We start from the raw sequence: 17,644 nt of genomic DNA on the forward strand, positions 1-17,644 counted from the left end.
TTTGGCGCATTACGCTAAAGCTAATGCGCGCTACGCGAGCTGGGCTTTTGCCCGTTGTATCAGTGCCCGGCGACTTGGCGAGAAAGCGCGTCCAGCAGCTTGATGAAGTTTCGCTTCGCCTTGTACTGCACCCTCAGGTCCGCCAGGTAATTCCCGAAGTCGCCACCTTTCCCAAGCGTCTGCATCAATTCACCCACCTTAGCGATATAGCGGATAGCTTCCTCGTAAGCGCGGTTGTTGGTTTCCTCGATAACGCCCGGAATGACGCGGCGATAGAGGGTGACCGCATCGGCAGGCCGCGGGTTTTCCAGTTTGCCGGCCAGGGACAGCAACAAATCCCGGCGACACTTGCCTTGTTGGATCGTCTGCCAGGCTGTGTCCAGATCGTTTTCCCACAAGGCGATTTCCACCCGCAGCGACCTGTCGGGCAGCGAGGGTTTCAGTTTCCAGCGCGTGATGTCATTGGCCTCGCGTAGGACAAGTACCTCGATCCAGTCGAGTGCCCGTTGCCGCTGTTCCGGCCACCGCCCGAGTTTTTCGGCTACATCATGCAGCTTGCGGTAGTGTTCGAGCGTCGGCCATTCTTCGAACTGGACCCAGGTGAGCCGTAAGGCCTCGTCGTCACGTCCACGCTCGAGGTACGAACCGACCAGAAAATCCCGCAGCCGATTGTCCGGCCGCTCGGGGAAGGCCTTGAGCCCACGCTCGGCCCACTCCAGGGCCAGATCGGGCTGATCGGCCTTTTGGTAAATCTCGGCGATGTCCAGGTAACGGTAGGGCGATGACAAATCCCGGGACTTGACCGCCACCAGGGCTTCGATGTCGCCGCTCATCTGAGCCAAGATTTCCATGATGCGGGTGATGTGAAACCGGTTCGACGAGTCTTCCAGGCTCTGCCGATCGCCCGCTCCCTTGGGCTTGATCTTCTCCCAGTGTTGCTCGGCCAATTCGCGAAAACGCGCGATGCCTGCCGGCCCCAGCGTGTCTTGATAAGTCAGCACGCTGTTGTAATACGTATCGAAAGACGATGTCGTTTCGTAGCGGAACAGCCGCTCCGCCAAGGCGATAGGGTCGGGCTTCGCCATGGCACAGGCCCGAACATGCAAGGCTCCCAGTCGCTCCAAAATTGTGCCAACCTCGCCGTCGGAGTCATCAACCTGTTCCAGCGCCCGATCCACCCGCTCGATGGCATATTCGGCCAAATCTACCAAGGTATTGGCAGTTCCGGGCGTGAGCAGTTCCTCCAGCGAATCCACCAGTTCGTCCAAGTCGGACGCAAAACCGCCCGCTTCATCCCAATCGACGAATCCTCGAATACGGGTGGCGCTGTCGATGGCCTTGCGGAAAGATTTGATCGTATCGACCAAACCGCTGGCGCGCTCCGCTTTCAACAACAAACTTCGATATAGCGCGTCGTCCCGCTGCGCCTGGTCCATCAGCAGACCGGTCAGGTATTCAGGAGACTGTATCTGCAAAAACTTCCGGATGAGGGATTCCGGATCGCGCTTACTTTCTTGCTTCCCTGCATCGGACGTGTGTTCTCTTTCGTCCAGCAGCGCCAAGCCGACGGCGACACAGTGCTTGCAAAAATAACCGTCGGCAGCCCTCGGGCAGGTGCAATCGTAGCCGAGTTCGTCGCCATCAGCCCATAGCTCTACGTGGTAGTGCTCCGAGCCCATTACTCGCGCGCTGAGCTTGTCGCCGCTACGGTGCAACCGGTCGACGGTGCCCTCGGCAAAATAATCTTCGCCACGCTCGAAGGCCGCCGCTCCGGCTAGTTCTTTCAGCTTTGCCGGGGTAATGAGCTGCTCAAGATTTGCCATGGTTAGTCCTCGCAATCCAGGAGGTGACTGCCAAAGCCACTTCCTGCCAGATACCTTGTGGGGCTTTCCCGTTGGACTTGGGTACTTTGAAGGAATGATCTCCGCCCTCGACGATCTGCAGCGTCACCGGGCCGGGAATACGGGGAAGCTGAGGTTTGAGCACGTCCAGATCGCACAAGGCGTCACGGGTTCCCTGTACGAAGAGAACCGGACAAACCAGTCCGCTCCAATGCTCCACCCGCAACTTGTCGTGCTGCTTGGCGGGGTGTAGCGGGTAGCCGAGAAAGACCAACCCCCGGCATGCTTCGCCCTGCGCCGCCACATGGGACGCTACGCGGCCGCCCATGCTCTTGCCGGCAAGATAAAGCTGCTTCGGCGACAGTTTCGGATCCTCCCGTACGGTACGGATCACCGCCCGCCAGGTGCTTTCCAGCAGCGGCATCCGGTCCGGCGCCTTGCGACCTACTTCTTTATACGGAAAGTTGAATTTCACGCTGAGCAATCCGGCTTCGGCAAAGGCCAGATGGAAATAGCTCATGAACGGGTGATCCATGTCGTTGCCGGCGCCGTGCGCCAAAATGATGGCGCTGCCGTCTGTGTCCCGGTAGGCATCGGGAATGGCCCAAACCGAGGAGACCTCTATATCGGGGGCAATCTGGATTTTGCGGGTTTCATGTGGCATGCGTCAGTCGATACCGTATTTGTCGAGGATGGCTCGATGACGATGGTCCAGGCTACATAAACCTAGGCATCGCGCCGTTTAAAAAGAAGACGAACGTTTGATTGGACAGATCGAATCGTCCGACGGTCGGATTCAACCGAGGCTAATGGGAGGGTCACCTCTTTCGTACAGGGGATATCTTGCTATTTCCACGTTGCCACCTTTAATTCCGGTTAGGGAAGGGCGATCATCCGATTAGTCTGGGCCGACAGCGGACAAGGAACGAAGGAAAAAGCCAGAGAATGCTGGCCTTCGTGTCATTTGGTGGCCGGAGGACTATCTAACCTAGTGTCCAATATGTTGTTTAAAAAACAAAAAGGGAATTACAGATAGCGTGGATACCGTCAAAAGTACCGTCAGAAATGTGAGGCTACCCCCCACTCCTTACCCATCCGGCAACAAAAACCAGACCCCGATTTCCCCGGCCGGGTCTACCGCTTTGCCCAACAAGTCGAGGAAACACAATTGTTAGCGGTGCCTCAAAGCTTAGCCCAAATTACATCCCTGCATCAGGCCTCCGCCGAAATCGCCTCGACACCCTTCTCGCTGTCGTTCCTCGGGTTATTGACCTCCGTACTCACCGGATAAGCCCGCATCAACTCAGATGGAAATGGATTTCATCTGTCTTGAGCGAGTAGCGTCCGCACATGACTTGCCTCCGGCATGGTTCGGCATGAAGTCTATCGAGGAGCGCGTGGGCTTGTAAGCCAACGACGAAAAGCGGCATCACCGTCGCTACCAGCGACATATGGGGAGCGCGACTTGGTTTAGCGGACAGTGTCCGAACTTCGGCTGTGTGCCCGTTCTGGTCATTCAACAGAGTGCCTACGGTAACCGTTTTTCGGCCAAAGTGGCCGGATGCACACTCACCTCCCATGTTCCTCGAACGACAGCAATGCGGAAATTGGCTTGGAATCCGGCGACCGGCCAGGAACAAACGTTCGCTGATGGTTTCGGCAAGCAAACATAGCTTAATGGTCAAGGTATGCTTATGGGAACACTCACGTTGCCGCATCTCGCCTCCTGATAACAGTCGCCGAAAGTGTCATGTAGCCCAGAAACCAAAAGCTGCCCAAGGTTGGCAGCCAATCGGGTGTGCTATGTTATGTATCAATAGCCTTTTGTTGCGAAGCTGAACAAATCATTCACGCCGAGTTCGACCGGGGCAATAACTTCGAGCTGACCTACCCGAGCGGCATGCTTAAGAAGCCGCTCTTGAACTCCATGGTGCTCGAAGCTCTTAAGGTACTCAGCCCACCTTCGGAAACCGCAGAGACAAGTACTTCGCCCAGTGATAACGCAGATCTTCTTCGATGCTGAGCGCAAACGCTTCTTCAGACCGCTGAACAGTTCCCGGCGCGAACTCGTCGCGGCATGCCTGCGCGCGCTCTACGACCGGCTGCACGGTCCGGCGGCTGACTATGCCCACCACCTGACACGCGATGCGCTGAAGGAACTTCTGCTGCCGGTCATGCGCGAATACCGAGATGCGCTGACCGACGAAGCGCCGGACGACGAACTGAGCACGACTGATGATGACGACCCACAGAGCTTGGTCGTCATGGTCATTCGGGCCCTGCTCACCGACGGCTGGCTGGAGCAGTTCGCCGACCGCACGGGCCTAATCACCGCATTTCGGTTCTCCCGCCCCGGCAAGCTCTTCGCCGAGGTGCTCTGGTCACTTGACCGCCCGAGTCGCAGCCGCCAGCGCAACATGCGTGGGTGCCGCAATGCCCTGGAAGCGGCACTCTCGGATAAGGGTGACGCCCACGACCTGGTGGACGCCTACGAGTACGCCGAAAAGGTCATCGAGGACCTCACGGACGGAATCGACTACTTCCATGAGCTGGTCCGCCACCTGATGCAGACCGCCTCTGTTCACACGCAATGGAACGAGTTCGTCGAGTTCCTCGACCGGTTCCAGCGAGACTACTCGAAGCAGCTCACCGCTGACAACGCGACGCTGAACCGGCAAGCTATCATTCAGAAGCTGGAGCGCCTGCGCACCGTTTCCGAGGGCAAGTTTCGACGAATGGACGAGCAGCTGCGCGACATCGCGCACTGGGCGGTCAAGGAGCACACGGGCCCCTCCGTCTATGACTGGCTGCTGACCCGTATCGAGGACATCGTCGATGCGGCCTGCCAGTCGAAGCAACCGGGCTTCCTAAAAGCTATGGAGACGTACCTCAAGCGGATCAATGGCCTGGCGCTTCAGTCGATGATGCTGCGCTCGGGTCAGACCCGCCAAGCCTACCTTGCGGCCATTCAGAAGACGGCCAAGGCGTCTAAGGAGGAGCAAGACCGGTTGCTCGCCCACATCGGGCAGTTCCTGGCGCCGGCAGAGGTCCGTCTGCTGGACCCGGCCAGCTTCAAGCTCAAGACCGCCACCCAGCGTCGCAAAGCGGTGACGGTGTCCATCCGGCCACGCCCGTCACGAGAAGAGCGCCTGGCTGCGACCATGTCGCGTGCTGAAGCCGAAGCCTTTTCCATCCCGAATGAGGAGGTGGCGCAGTTACTGCGCCGCGACCTGCGCGTCTTCCAGCACCCCGTTCGCATTTCCGCGCTCTCCACGGCGACGGCGCGTGACCTCATCCGTGCGATGCAGGCCGTCGAAGCCGTGCGCAGCGATGTCGGCGCCGACCTGACCGTCAAGAAGCTCCCGACCCGCCTGGAGAACGCGTTCTACAGCGGCAACGACTACGAAATCGACCTGAAGAAATGAGCCTCCTGTCCAGCATCAACGAGCAGCTTGCGCTCGCAAATATCAAGCAAGAGCGGCTTCGGGAAATCATTACCCGCTTGATGGCCTACGGCGTCATCGTACGCGACGAAGACCGGGTTGAGCATCTGCTCTACGACGACGCGCGGCGCATCGAGAGCCTACTGGAGGACTACTTCGACATCGCGGGCTTCCGGCTCCACCACGACAGTACCAACCAGTTCTACCGGCTCTACGTTGCCGGCGCAGTCGTCGATGGGCTGCCGGAGGACACGCTGGAGCCCGCACCGTCGCTGCGCGCCCGCGTATCTCCCGACTTTGTGGCAATGGCGCTTGCCCTTCGCTTTCTTTACCAAAACAAGCTCAACGCTGGCGACATCCAGCCCCAGGGCGAGGCGCTCGTGAGCTTCGAGGAAATCGCCGCGACGATGCAGACGCAGCTGAAGCGCCCGCTTCCCAACAGCATGGGCGACAAGATGGCGCTGCTGGCCGAGCTAAAGCGCCACCGCCTGCTGAGCTACATCGCCGAGTTCTCGATTACCGACGAAGACGCGCTGCTGGCCATCCGGCCGACCATCCTGGGCATCGTCTCCAACGATGCGCTCAGCGCCGCCCTGGAGGCTGGGGGGGTCGTGGAACAGGAAGTCACTGCCGAAGAGACCGACGAATGAAGCTGGACCGCTTGGTTCTCGTGAACTGGAGCCAGCTCCGTCCCGGCAACTACGAGCTGGGCAACATGACCCTGCTCACCGGCTCGACGGGTGCCGGCAAGTCGACGATGCTGGATGCCCTCCAGACTATCATGACGGCCGCCTACCAAGGCATTGTGGCCTACAACCCCGGCCAGGAAGAGGTCCAGCAGGGCCAACGCCGCGGCAAGTCCAAGCGGACTCTCGAGTCCTTCGTGGTCGGAGCTGAGTACAGCCTGTTCTCCCGTCCGTCGGGCGCCCAGGGCTACGTCGCTGCAGTGTTCCGCCCGGGCCCGGAAGAGGGCTCGGCCAAGATGTTCACCGCCCTGGTGGCCGCGTCCGCTCGTGTGGACGGGGTTGGCGACCGTCGTGACCCCAAGCTGGAGCGGCTCGTCCTGGTCATCGTGGAGGACGCCGCCTTGTCAGTCGAGGAGTTCTTCGAGGACATGGACCAGGGCGTCTGCGTGCCGGTCGAAGACATCGTCAAGCGGCTGAAGGCCAAGTACCCCAAGGTTGTTACCTACGATGACCACAAGCGGGACTACCTCTGCGGCTTGTACGGGCGCTTCCGCGGCCGTAGCTCCATTCCGTGGGACGAGGCGCAGAACGCCGCTCGCGCCTGGTCTCAATCCATTGCCTACAAGCCCATCGGCTCGGTGCACGACCTTGTCCGCGACGACATCCTGGAGTTCGACGGCAAGCAACTGCAGGAGAGCATCACCCGCATCAGCGATCTGATGCGCCAGGTGACGAACCTTAAGCAGGAGGGCAAGCGTCTCGAGGCGACGGTGGCGCGACTGCGGGAGCTGAAGGAGGTCATCGGCAAGACTGCCTCGACATTCGAAGAGCAGGTGCAGTACGACCTATTGCTGGCCAAGATGCAGCTGACGGCCGACGACGAGCGCATCGCCCAGGAGCGCAAGAAGATTAAGGACGACACTTCCCTGGCCGAGCGCTATGAGCTCAAGGCCAAGACCGAGGCGCAGCTGAAGAAGAGCGTCGACGGCAGTCGCATCGAAATCGCGGCCAAGCTCAGCGGCATCCCGGCCCATACCGAGAAGAAGACGCTGGACGAACGGCTGGAGCGCGCGACGTCCGGCGCTCGGGGCAAGCTCAGCGAGCTTCACGCCAGCCTGCACGCTGCGGCGCACATCAAGAACGTCGCCGACATCATCGCCAAGCGGCCGGTGCCCGAGCAGTTCCCGAAGCTGCGGACGTCGGTGGAGGCAGTTGCCAAGGCTATCACCTCGACAAACGTGGACCGCCTGGCGGGGCTGCTCGACTCGGTGGAGGAAGCCAACCGGAACGACGTGTTGTCGGTGGAGAAGCTGTTCCAGCTGGCGCCGGCCTTCGACGGCATCGAGACCGGGCTGGGCCAGCTTCACGCCGCGTTGGTCGGGGCCGACGACAGCGTCCTGATGGCAATCGCCGCCGAAGCTACGTCGCTGGGTCAGCGCATTGAGGCAGCTCGGAAGGATCGAAAGGAGCTGGCTGAGCGGAAGGAGCGGCTGGTCGCCGGCGCCGGCAACTACAACCGCGACACGGTGCTGGCGCTGGAGCGCATCCGTGAGCGCCTGCCGGAGGCCGGTGTCCAGGTGCTTTGCGACCTCGTGGAGCCAGCTTCCGACGAGTGGCAGGCCGCCATCGAGGGCTACCTGGACGGCGCGCGCTTCAACCTCATCGTCAGGCCCGAGTGGGAGGCGCCCACGATTGACTTCCTGAAGTCCTGGGGCTCCCGCTCGAAGGTCGTGCAGGGCAAGCGTTGCCTGGACCGAGCCGACCCGTCCCGCGTACCGGGCAACTCCATCATCCACGAGCTGCGCACCGACCACCCCATCGCCAAGGCCTACCTCATCGAGCAGTTCGGTACGGTCGAGAAAGTGGCTGACTCCAACGAGTTGCGGTTCACCCCGCGTGGCCTGACCAAGGACGGCAAGGGCAGCGGCGCGATGACGATGTTCATCTGCGAGCGCAAGGATTTCGTCCTCGGTCGCAAGGCCAGGGAGCGGGCGCTGCGGGATACGACCGAGATGCTCGAGGCTGCGGACCGCGACATCCAGAACCTGGAGCGCCTGCAGGGTTCGCTCGCGGACTTCCGCCGCATGCTGACCAATCTGAAGGAACCGACCTTCGATGCCAAGCCGCTGGCGCAGTTCGCCGGCGACCTGGATGCCACGCGTCGTTCGCTGTCGCAGCTTGACCTGACGGAGGTCGAGCAGCTGCGCGCCGAACTGGCGCGCCTGGAAGGCCTCATCAAGGCCCATGACGAGGAGATTCGGGCAGCGAACAAGGCCGTTGACCTGGCTGAGCAACGCATCATCGAGGCTAAGAAGGTCATCGAGTGCATCAACGCCGGCCGGGATGCGCGCTTCCAGGAGCGCGAAAACCAGATTCTTCGCCTGAAGCACCTGTGCGAGGCCAACCCGGAGAAGACGTACACCGTCATGGCGCAAGAGGTAGACGATCTGCTGGCGTCGCGGACGTACGAAGTGCCTGCCGTCCAGGCGCGGTTGAACCATTTGCGTGCGCAGCCCGAGAAGCTCTTGGGCGACGTGCGCGAGATGCTGGCTGAGTACAACGCCAGCGTGCGGCAGGACGAGCGCTTTCAGTCCGCGCTGCCGCACCTGACGGACGCCACGTCCTTCGAACCCTACTACGGCCCCCTGGTGGTCCTGGGCCGAACCGTCAGCAACCTCCACAACGAGCTGGAGAACATCGGCCTATACAACAACCGCGCCAAGGTGGAAGAGGCCGAGCGGTCCTTCCACGACGTGTTCACCAAGCAGTTCTGCGTCGAAATCAAGAGCAAGGTGGACGAGGGCGTTCGAATGCTGCGCCAGCTGAACATCGAGCTGGAGAAACTCAAGTTTGGCACCGACCGCTTCAGCATCGACTGGTCGAAGTGGGAGCCCGAATTCCAGGAGTACTACGGGTTCTTTTCGGCTGTCGCCGAGCTGGCCGATTCGCCCGAGACCGTTGACCTGTTTGGCGAGACCGAGCTGTCGCCCAAGCACATCGAGGTGCGCGACCGGCTGGTCAAGCTGCTCCTTGACCAGGACCAGGAGCGTGCAGGGCGCGAGCTGCTGCGCATTGCCGACTACCGAAACTACCGTCGCTACGAAATCTGGAACGACTCTGACAGTGGTGGCCGTATTGCGCTGTCCACTTGGGGCACCGGTTCCGGCGGGCAGTTAGAGACCCCGGCCTACATCGTCCGTGCCGCAGTGGTGACCAACCGCCTGAGGCTCTTCGAGAAGGGCGCAAGTCTGAAGTTGTTGGTGAGTGACGAGTCGTTCTCCAGGATGGACGAGCCGCGTGCTCGTGCTGTGCTGAAGTACCTCCGCGACAGCATGGGCTTGCAGCTCATCAGCGCCATGCCGACGAAACATGCCGGCGCGCTGCGCCCCGAGTTCGACCGGGAGTACAGTTTCAGTCGGATGCATACGCCCAACAACGGAGAGCTCGACTTCGTCTCGGAGTGCGATGAACGCATCTTCAAGAAGGGCCGCATGCGCGAGCTCTGGGAAAAGCAGCGTCAGGACGTGCGTGAGCAAGCTAAGCTCGCTTTCGATGCAGCCGAACCTCCGGAGGCGGTGGAGGCTCCTAAGTGACGGGACAGCCGCTTTGGCTTCAATCCGGCCCAGTTCGCGAGCTGCTGAACATGCTCGTGGACCGGCTGGATGCGGCTGAGCGGCGGGGCAGCTCCAAGGCGCAGTCCGTCGCGCTAGGCGAGCGGACCTGGCCCGCGCTTTACAAGGCGCACCGGGAGTCCGAAAAAGAAGGACTTTGGCAGCACGTCACCGAAATGGCTCGCTGGGGCTGGCTGGCAGTTAAGCCGGAGGTTGCCGTGCGCTCCCGCTCTGGCTACGCCAGCTTACCTCGAGTAATGGTATCCGACGAAGCTGCGGTGAGGACGGTAGTCAGCCGCACGGAGCGGGTCAAGTCGGCTGCCGAGCGTTGGCGTGACGCAGTGTATGCGGGGCTTCAGGCCAGCGATGACATCAAGGCCGTGGTATCCGAGTTCTGCATCGACATGCCCGATCGGTCGATGGCGGAGGTGGTCGAGCGCTTGAACGAGCTGTCTGCCCTTGCTGACAAGCCCATGTTGCTTCGGGAGGTGTCCTCCCAGCTGTTCTGGGGCATGTCGAAGGTGCTCGACAAGCGGCAGGGCCTAGTCGCGGCACTGCTCGGCGCCGACGAGTGCCCGTTCCCCGAGTCGCCTATCCAGCTACAGGTGTTCCTGCCTCCCACCGGCTACCGTGGGGTGCTGTTCATCGAGAACTTGATGAGCTTCGAGCGAGCCACGCGCTCCAAGAGCCCTGCCTTCGAGGGGCTGGCGCTGGTGTACGCCTCCGGGTTCAAGGGCAGCGCGCAGCGGCTTCGCACGCCGGACGGTTGCTCGCTCTTCTACTCCGCCCGCGGCGGCATCAGCCAGGACCTTAGGGATGGCTTCGAGGCGTGGCTGTTCGGCAAGGTAACCAAGCCGGCGTACTTCTGGGGCGATCTGGACTGGGCCGGGATGCGCATCCTGGCGGCGATGCGGACGAGCTTTCCGGGGCTAACGGCCTTCGAGCCAGGATATGCACCGATGCTCGCGGCCTTGTCGGACGGGCGGGGGCACTCGTCTGAGGCGGCGGACAAGCAAGGGCAGAAGGCCATTACTGCGACGGGATGTGCCTATGCCGATGAGCAGCTTCTTCCGGCGCTCCGGAGTTCATCGCGCTTCGTGGACCAAGAACAGGTCACCTCGGCGGAATGCCACGCGTTGGCCTTAAGCAGCGGTTTCAAGGCTTTCTAAGAGTTGTTTTGGAATGTACGACGTGGTTTTCTGTACAGCCGACAAGCTCAACGGGTGTATAGAAAACCGTCTCGGTAAGCTTTCCGGTTGCACCTGAACCGCTCCGACTTTCGTAGAAGTCGGCTGGTGTGAGTCAGGCCTGCATGGTCTATTCAGCGAGGTGAAGATAATGGGCGATATCGGCCAAGCGCTTAGTGTGGCGAAACCAGACAAGCATAGGTTCGATTCGAACGGCTGCTTTTCAAGAAGTCGAAGGCCCGCCCGTTACGGCGTTCCAAAGGGGCGGCGATGTTCAGATTGCCCGTAGGATCAGCGTCTGTCCTTGCCGCTCAACGCATCCCGCCTCGATTAGGGTGTTCAGAATGTGGTTGGTCGTTTCCCTCGACACTCCGCACAGCCGCCCAAGCCTTGTGCAAGTTATCCGAATCGCCCGCCCTTCTTCGGCTATCAGCTTCCGCAGCGTCCGCAATATTCGCTCTCGGGCACTCAGTTCGCGCAGGACGATCCGCTCAAGCAATTCTTTTTGCAGATCCGAAACCGCCTCCCGTAGCTCAGCAAGTACCACTTCCCGCTGATCGTGGGGCAGCCGCTCCAGCACCCCTCGGGCCTTCTCCGGCGCAAGCCAAGCCAAGGTGACCGGGCTTGTCGCTATCGCCGTAAATGGGCAACTTCCAAGGATTACATTTTCGGCGCCGACAACTCGTCCCGTCCCACGATGAGTTAGGCTTAGCGACTCCCGACTCGCGAGGTAATCAACAGCGACAGCGCCATCCACAATCATTCCCACCCGCGGATTATCCGGCGTAAAAACCACTTCACCTTTCTTGAAGCGGTCGATCCGACAGAAAGGCAACAAAGCGTTAAAGGCATTCATAGGTTTCCCCTCTCGATTTAAATTCTCGACATGACACATCTCCAAAGGGGTGGGCATAAAAAAGCCGGCGTGCTGACCGGCGGTGGAGTACAGCGTCAGCCTTCATATGGCTGACGCTGTGATTGGCATCCTTAAGAATGAGCATCCCTAAGGTCCGACAACGGCTGGCGCCGTCAAACACATGTGTTCGCGGTTTGCAGTTTTACGTGCCCCAAACCGAAAAAGACACGGCAGCGGTATGCCCTACGAGCACATCCGTAGAGCTGCTGATACTGTCGAATGGGCAACAAAAAGCCGACGCTAGGCCGGCTTGCTACACATTCGACAGCGTCAGAGTGGAGGGCTCTGACGTTGTCAGTAGCTGATTAATGTTTGATCTGGAGGTAAAGTTGTCCAATCTATTCGGCAAACTCCAACTGGACTTGGAGCCCAAAGGCCGAGGGCAGGCCTGTTACGCCGGATAATCCTTCGCCGTCGTGCTGCAACGGCGCCGACCGGAATGCCTTCGTCTCTGCCTGATTCGAAAAAGAAGGCCGAGGATAGGTCGGCCGCGGAGATGATTAACAGCGTCAGAGGGGCTGACGCTTGGACGGAAGAAAGTAGGCCCCGCGAAGGGGCCAAGTTGGGGTGTTAGGACAGCGTCAAGGTGGCTGACGCTGTGGAGTGCTCCCTCCCTGCATTGTCTGCCTGTATCAGAAGTGATACACTGACGCTGTCAGTTCACAGCGTCATTTACAGCCTACTCGATCGCGGACAAACGGGTGTCCTTAGCGTGCGAGACACTGCGGATTATGTTGTTAGTCAGAGTGGCTAATAGGGTGATGACAAGAAGGCTGATAATGGTTTTCATTTTCAGGTACTCCAAAGGGTAGATAGGGACAGCGTCAGTGACGCTGTGGGCGGAATAAAGTAGACCGCCCGAAGGCGGCCAAGTTGGGGGTTTCTCATGGACAAACACAGGGGCACTGACAGCGCGGTTGACGCTGTGGTGGGCAGTGACGCTGTGTTTGTCCACGATTCCGGCCGCCATCCTTGGACAATCCCGTCTGTTCGTGACGGGACTTCGTGGGAAAGCCGGAAAGGGACAAACATCGCACCTATACGGGAGCAAGTGTATCTTGCTGCACGTTATCCTTTCCGCCGGGAGAGTTTGCTAGTCAATCCGGCGTATTGCTTGTTCGGGTGCGAACCAGAAACGACACTGACATTGACGCTGTTTGTGGCAATGTCGCTGTCGTTACCTTTGAGCGTTAAGGCTTACCCGCTTGTTTGTGCGCTTTGCCGCTAGACCGAAGCTTGGCGCTACAGTGACCGCAACCGCTTTGCTTTACAGTTGCGTAGGTAACTTTTGCCGGGGTTTACGCTCGCGAATGCAACGCACAACCTACCCGTATGGTGTGCGCCTGCCTTATCTTGTACCGCCCAGCGTTACGCCTAGCGATTAGATACAGCAACCTTGCCGCCAGGGAGTCAATACCCTAGCTATAATCCCTCTCCCTTATTTGGTCTCCCTTTCCGTTACGTCCGATTGGGCGCAAGGGAAAGGGAACCGGATTGGCCCGGCCCCCTTGGCAGTTATGCCGCGATCTTCAGAAGCTCTTGAGCTTCGGTTAACTGGGTTTCTAAATCAGACACACTTTGTTTAAGTCGGGTGACTTCTTCCTGTAGCAGTTCGGCGCGTAACTGCCAATCGATAGCTTGACCCCTAAGTTCCTTGATTTCCTTTGCTTGTTCGGCTTCCGCTGTCTTCGCGGCTTCTGCCTTGGCTTCTCGTGCCTTTTGCGCCTTGGCTGCCGTTGCCGCTCGCTTTTCGGCTTGCTCTTCCGAGACATAAACCGACGGCCTAACGGGATCGGCGCCCAACTCCTTTAGAGTTACGTCTTTCCGCTTCTTGCCCAACTCGTATTGATCGTTCCTTTTAAATATGGAGTTGATCAGGTAGTCAGCGAAGAAGGCCACTACTGGTTTCTCCCATTTGGTTCCCGCTATGGCGTTTAACAGTGCGGGTGCTTTGCCGGCTAGGTCCGAAGGGTTCTGGATAATGCCAAGGGCCACAGTGTCAACGGCTTCAGTTGTGCCAGCTAGGCGCGACTTGATACCAGTTATGAGTTTGTCTGCTTGTCTGATAGTCAGTGTCATGGTCATTTGCTCCGAATAAACAATGTCAGTGAGCTTGCCAAAACCAAGGGGCAAGACTCGGCCTTTGCCATGGGCTCTGTGCTGAGCGCCGCGGCATGGTGCAAATGATACCCCCGGCCATACTTTTCTCAAGATCAGGAATGGGCCTGAACATAACCCCTCTCCACGGATTTTTGACCTTCCAAAACCGGAGCTTGATATAAGTATGTTCAGCGCCTATCATATCCTCCATGAAACCAGTAAAAGACACTCTCTGCCGCACTCTTAAAACCCTAGACACCGTAACCTACATCGCCCGTATCCGTAAGGAACGGGGTGGGAAGGCGAAAGTCATTGGCACCGTTCATTCCCGGGAAGATCTGGATGCGCTGTATAAGGAAGCCTTCGATCTTCTTGAAAAAGGAGTAGCGTGGGAGGACCTACCCACCCGAGTGAGAAAAGAACCCGGCAAAATAACCGCTGGAGGCTATTCGTTGACTCGGCCACAGTGGTTTGAAGTGTTCGGGGCTTCGTCGCAGGCGCTGTATGAATCGGCCGCAAAGAAAGGCCTTACCCTCGAGCAAGAGATTCAGAGACGGGCAGCTCTTATGGACCCCGAGGAGCTTGCTGAAAGGATTCGAGATCCGGAGAAGTACAAGGAAAGAAAGCCGAAGTTGAGGGTATCAATCGTCTGACTTTTGTAACTGAGCTTTTGCTTCGTCCTTGATTCGGTTGACGGTACCGTAAATCTCCTCTTGTACCGGCGTCCAGTATTTTTCAGGGACTTGGATCACGTAGGTGCTGTTGTTGTAACCCTCGACGACGGCGTCAAACAGCTTATCCGCCAGCTCGGTATCGTGAAGGTGGATCCATGCCACGATGGCGCCGCGGAAGGCTTCGTCGAGGGTGAGGGCTATCAGCTTTTCGTCCGGCGGTTCGTTGGACTTATTCGGAAACTGAACGATATTGTTCATTGGGGTATCTCCTGTCTGTTCTTCTGTATTTTCGTCCACATCATCGATGTCTTCCTGATTTTCGGTCATCCGCTTTGCCATCAAAAAGATTAGCCTGGTCTTGGTCCACTTCGCATCCCACACCTCTCCGGTAGCAATCATAGAGTTGAATCACGGGAATCTTTGATCCGGATCGCGTTTCAGTACAAGGGCGCCCTGTGTCGTGAAACTCTGAAGCGCGATCGCAAATTATTCCAAGACGGGTATGATCTACAGTGTCACTGACGCTGTTTATCGTTTGTTACCGGCTGATTCCAACTACTTGTGAGACGAGGACCGCGAGCATGTCAGACTTATCCTTCCCGCCGCGATTCCTCCGAATCGCACAAGCGTGTCATTACCTTGCCGTCAATAAAACCTTCTTCAACGAGGAAGTCAGGCCTTATTTGACTGAGATACGTGTAGGCCAGATCGGAGTGAGGTTCGATCTTATTGAGCTTGACCGGTTCGCCGATAAATTTAAGGAGCGCAACGGTCGGCCTCCTGCAATTGAAGAAGGAGACGAAAAATGCCAAAGAAACCCGTCCCAGGCTTCATCCTCAGGGGCAACGTCTGGCACATTCAAAAAGTCATCAAAGGAGTTGGAAGACTTCGAGAAAGCACTGGCGAACGCGAGATTGAAAGGGCGGAAGCGTACCTCGCGCGGCGGCTCGCAGAGATCGAACGCCAAGTAATTCACGGTGTGCGGCCGGTCCGGACGTTCCGAGAGGCTGCCATCAAGTACTTGAATGAAGCGGAGAAGAAGTCTCTAAGCCGGGACGCGGCTTCGCTGGCGCTACTAGACCCTTACATCGGCAGGTTACCAATCGACCAGGTTCACATGGGAACACTGGAGCCTTTCATTAAAGACAGGAGGGCTGCGGGAAAATCAGCTGGAACGATCAACCGCGACCTCGCTGTGGTCAGGAACATTCTGAATCTGGCGGCCCGGCTTTGGCGCGATGGTTTCGGTCAAACCTGGTTAGAGTCGGTGCCAATGATCCTTCCGGTCAAGGGGCCAAAGCGGAAGCCCTATCCCTTGTCCTGGGAGGAGCAAGGAAGACTCTTCAAGCTGCTGCCGGAGTATCTGGGGAATATGGCACTTTTCGCCGTGAACACCGGGTGCCGGGAGCAGGAGATCTGTCAGCTCCGCTGGGACTGGGAGGAGAAGCTCCCAGCCCTCGGCACCTCGGTCTTCATCTTGCCCGAATGGATCGTCAAAGGGCAAGAAGGCAAGACGGTGGAGCGGATCGTGCCCTTAAACAAGGTGGCAAAGTCGGTGATCGAAGGCCAGCGCGGGCTCCATCCCGAATGGGTCTTTCCTTATAAGGGAAAGCCCTTGGACCGGATGAACAACCGGGCTTGGCGGACAGCTAGGAAGGAAGCTGGGCTCGAGCAAGTGAGAGTCCACGACCTTCGCCACACCTTCGGCCGGCGGCTCCGGTCGACCGAGGTGAGCCTCGAGGACCGGCAGGATCTCTTAGGTCATGTCTCGGGGCGGATCACGACCCACTATTCGACGGCGGAGATTAGGAATTTGATCGACGCGGTCGAGAAGCTGTGTGAACGGGATCGGGCGCCGGAGCTGACGCTGATCAATTTGAATAAGGGGGCGAAAGAAGTCCGAGCAGCCCAGGATTTCGTTTAGACCTCTCGAGGGGCGAGCCCATCAAGGACACTACGAGAGAAAAATTAACGGGCCAGCATTAGGCGCCGTTCACAGCGTCAGCGGCACTGACGGCGTGAGAAGTATCACGGTCCTGCTGGCGCAGATTCGGCGCCATCGAGTGTCACTATGGCGCTGTTAGCAAACTCGTGCAGAATACCGCAGGGATCGCTGAAGGTGGATCGTCCGTATTCTATCGAACCGCCTGCCCCACTGGACGAAAGTTACACGAGCAGCATGGGAGGTAGTCATGGCAAAAGAAGTCCTGTATATCAATGACCTGTCCAATCTGTTGGGCCTGACCGAAGCTGGAATAAGGTCGGCCCTTCATCGGAAAAGCGAGCACATCCCACCGTCTTTCAAGCTGGGAAAGAGACATGCTTGGAGGAAAGTTACCGTGGACAAGTGGCTGGAAGAACGGGAGCAGCTAAGCATTAGATTGCGCCGTAAAGCCTAACCCCAATCGGCACATGACCAGCAACGAGCCGGAGGCAGGCTTCCATGACTTGTGCTGTGGGACAGTGTTAGTAGCCTAGAGGTGCATGCTGACACGGTCAGCATGACCGGCTTGGATACTGAGGTGTTGTCGCCCCGTGTGAAGGAGCTGCGGGAGCTCTAAGAAGTTGAGCAGATCAGGGCGAGAGAGGCTGACGCTGTTATTGCTTCATCAACGAACAATTTAAACGCGCACATAAGCTCCAAACTAATTTGATGTCGCTTGTGATCCAAATTGTACGCTGGTTTTACTGGTTACCTGAAATGCTGGCTTACCATCGGGCCCTATAGTTAGAACTATTGGATTTCTGCCGAGTTTGTCACCCATGTATAAACCAAAGGCTTCGTCCGATCGAATTAAACCAGAAGCATTTCCAAACCGGTCCCAAATACTAACTATCGAAGAAGTCCTATCAAACCCCATTGATGTGCGCTGAATGTCGCGCTCGTCGAACAGCGAAATCCCAAACCCTTGATTGTTTTCATATGTTCCAACAAAAGCTCTATCACGGGTTTTAGGATCCTCAATACTCAAATAAGAACCTTCCTGTGACAAGGCAATAAAATTCAAGGCACTGTTCTTATTAAGATCGGTCATATACATTCCGAGAGTAATGGTCAAATTTTGTGTACGGGGCGGACTCAGGCGGCGATTTTCTCGGCGTCTTCCCGAACTCCGTCCTTGAACACGACTCCCTCGATAACCTGAGCCAAGCGGGGAATGCCATTGAGTTTTCGCCAGTGCCGCT

The 17,644-nt window shown here is 58.3% G+C and carries 13 protein-coding genes; 7 read left to right on the forward strand and 6 right to left on the reverse strand.

Features of this window, described 5'->3' with window-relative positions; genetic code table 11:
- Window positions 1-59: 59 nt before the first annotated feature.
- Window positions 60-1,823, reverse strand: a complete 1,764-nt coding sequence (locus VEB01_RS02990) for an SWIM zinc finger family protein (RefSeq protein WP_324872663.1) — start codon at window positions 1,821-1,823, stop codon at window positions 60-62.
- Entirely contained in the window at window positions 1,810-2,505 is a 696-nt protein-coding gene (locus VEB01_RS02995) for an alpha/beta family hydrolase (RefSeq protein ID WP_324872665.1), read from the reverse strand. The genes VEB01_RS02990 and VEB01_RS02995 overlap by 14 nt, the downstream gene beginning before the upstream one ends.
- Window positions 2,506-3,835: 1,330 nt before the next feature.
- Here VEB01_RS02995 and VEB01_RS03000 point away from each other — a divergent pair.
- Genes VEB01_RS03000 through VEB01_RS03015 form a run of 4 tightly spaced genes read left to right on the forward strand, consistent with a single transcriptional unit; the run spans window position 3,836 to window position 10,750 of the window.
- The gene (locus VEB01_RS03000; RefSeq protein ID WP_324872667.1) at window positions 3,836-5,266 is read left to right on the forward strand and encodes a Wadjet anti-phage system protein JetA family protein; all 1,431 of its coding nucleotides are present in this window, start codon (window positions 3,836-3,838) and stop codon (window positions 5,264-5,266) included.
- On the forward strand, window positions 5,263-5,934 hold the full coding sequence (locus VEB01_RS03005; RefSeq protein WP_324872669.1) for a DUF4194 domain-containing protein: 672 nt from the start codon (window positions 5,263-5,265) through the stop codon (window positions 5,932-5,934). The genes VEB01_RS03000 and VEB01_RS03005 overlap by 4 nt, the downstream gene beginning before the upstream one ends.
- Window positions 5,931-9,563: an SbcC/MukB-like Walker B domain-containing protein gene (locus tag VEB01_RS03010; protein WP_324872671.1), complete on the forward strand. Its 3,633-nt coding sequence runs from the start codon at window positions 5,931-5,933 to the stop codon at window positions 9,561-9,563. Before VEB01_RS03005 ends, VEB01_RS03010 begins: the two co-directional genes overlap by 4 nt.
- The gene (locus VEB01_RS03015) at window positions 9,560-10,750 is read left to right on the forward strand and encodes a Wadjet anti-phage system protein JetD domain-containing protein (protein WP_324872673.1); all 1,191 of its coding nucleotides are present in this window, start codon (window positions 9,560-9,562) and stop codon (window positions 10,748-10,750) included. The genes VEB01_RS03010 and VEB01_RS03015 overlap by 4 nt, the downstream gene beginning before the upstream one ends.
- A gap of 292 nt (window positions 10,751-11,042) precedes the next feature.
- Here the strand turns inward: VEB01_RS03015 and VEB01_RS03020 are convergent, their stop codons facing one another.
- The gene (locus tag VEB01_RS03020) at window positions 11,043-11,624 is read right to left on the reverse strand and encodes a Crp/Fnr family transcriptional regulator (protein ID WP_324872675.1); all 582 of its coding nucleotides are present in this window, start codon (window positions 11,622-11,624) and stop codon (window positions 11,043-11,045) included.
- A 1,575-nt stretch (window positions 11,625-13,199) separates the two neighbouring features.
- Window positions 13,200-13,763, reverse strand: a complete 564-nt coding sequence (locus tag VEB01_RS03025) for a hypothetical protein (protein ID WP_324872676.1) — start codon at window positions 13,761-13,763, stop codon at window positions 13,200-13,202.
- 230 nt (window positions 13,764-13,993) lie between these two features.
- On the opposite strand from VEB01_RS03025, the gene VEB01_RS03030 reads away from it, so the two are divergent.
- The gene (locus VEB01_RS03030) at window positions 13,994-14,437 is read left to right on the forward strand and encodes a hypothetical protein (protein ID WP_324872677.1); all 444 of its coding nucleotides are present in this window, start codon (window positions 13,994-13,996) and stop codon (window positions 14,435-14,437) included.
- On the opposite strand, the gene VEB01_RS03035 is transcribed toward VEB01_RS03030, so the two are convergent.
- Window positions 14,426-14,857, reverse strand: coding sequence for a hypothetical protein (locus VEB01_RS03035; RefSeq protein ID WP_324872679.1), 432 nt, complete (start codon window positions 14,855-14,857; stop codon window positions 14,426-14,428). The two genes, VEB01_RS03030 and VEB01_RS03035, sit on opposite strands and share 12 nt — an antisense overlap.
- A 406-nt stretch (window positions 14,858-15,263) precedes the next feature.
- On the opposite strand from VEB01_RS03035, the gene VEB01_RS03040 reads away from it, so the two are divergent.
- Together VEB01_RS03040 and VEB01_RS03045 are read left to right on the forward strand one after the other, a co-directional pair.
- On the forward strand, window positions 15,264-16,382 hold the full coding sequence (locus tag VEB01_RS03040; protein WP_324872681.1) for a tyrosine-type recombinase/integrase: 1,119 nt from the start codon (window positions 15,264-15,266) through the stop codon (window positions 16,380-16,382).
- A 268-nt stretch (window positions 16,383-16,650) separates the two neighbouring features.
- On the forward strand, window positions 16,651-16,857 hold the full coding sequence (locus VEB01_RS03045) for a helix-turn-helix transcriptional regulator (RefSeq protein ID WP_324872683.1): 207 nt from the start codon (window positions 16,651-16,653) through the stop codon (window positions 16,855-16,857).
- A gap of 246 nt (window positions 16,858-17,103) precedes the next feature.
- Here the strand turns inward: VEB01_RS03045 and VEB01_RS03050 are convergent, their stop codons facing one another.
- Window positions 17,104-17,493: a hypothetical protein gene (locus VEB01_RS03050; protein ID WP_324872685.1), complete on the reverse strand. Its 390-nt coding sequence runs from the start codon at window positions 17,491-17,493 to the stop codon at window positions 17,104-17,106.
- Window positions 17,494-17,644 lie beyond the last annotated feature (151 nt).

It is taken from the genome of Methylocaldum sp. (genome assembly GCF_035627495.1).
In the GTDB taxonomy this organism is placed as follows: domain Bacteria; phylum Pseudomonadota; class Gammaproteobacteria; order Methylococcales; family Methylococcaceae; genus Methylocaldum.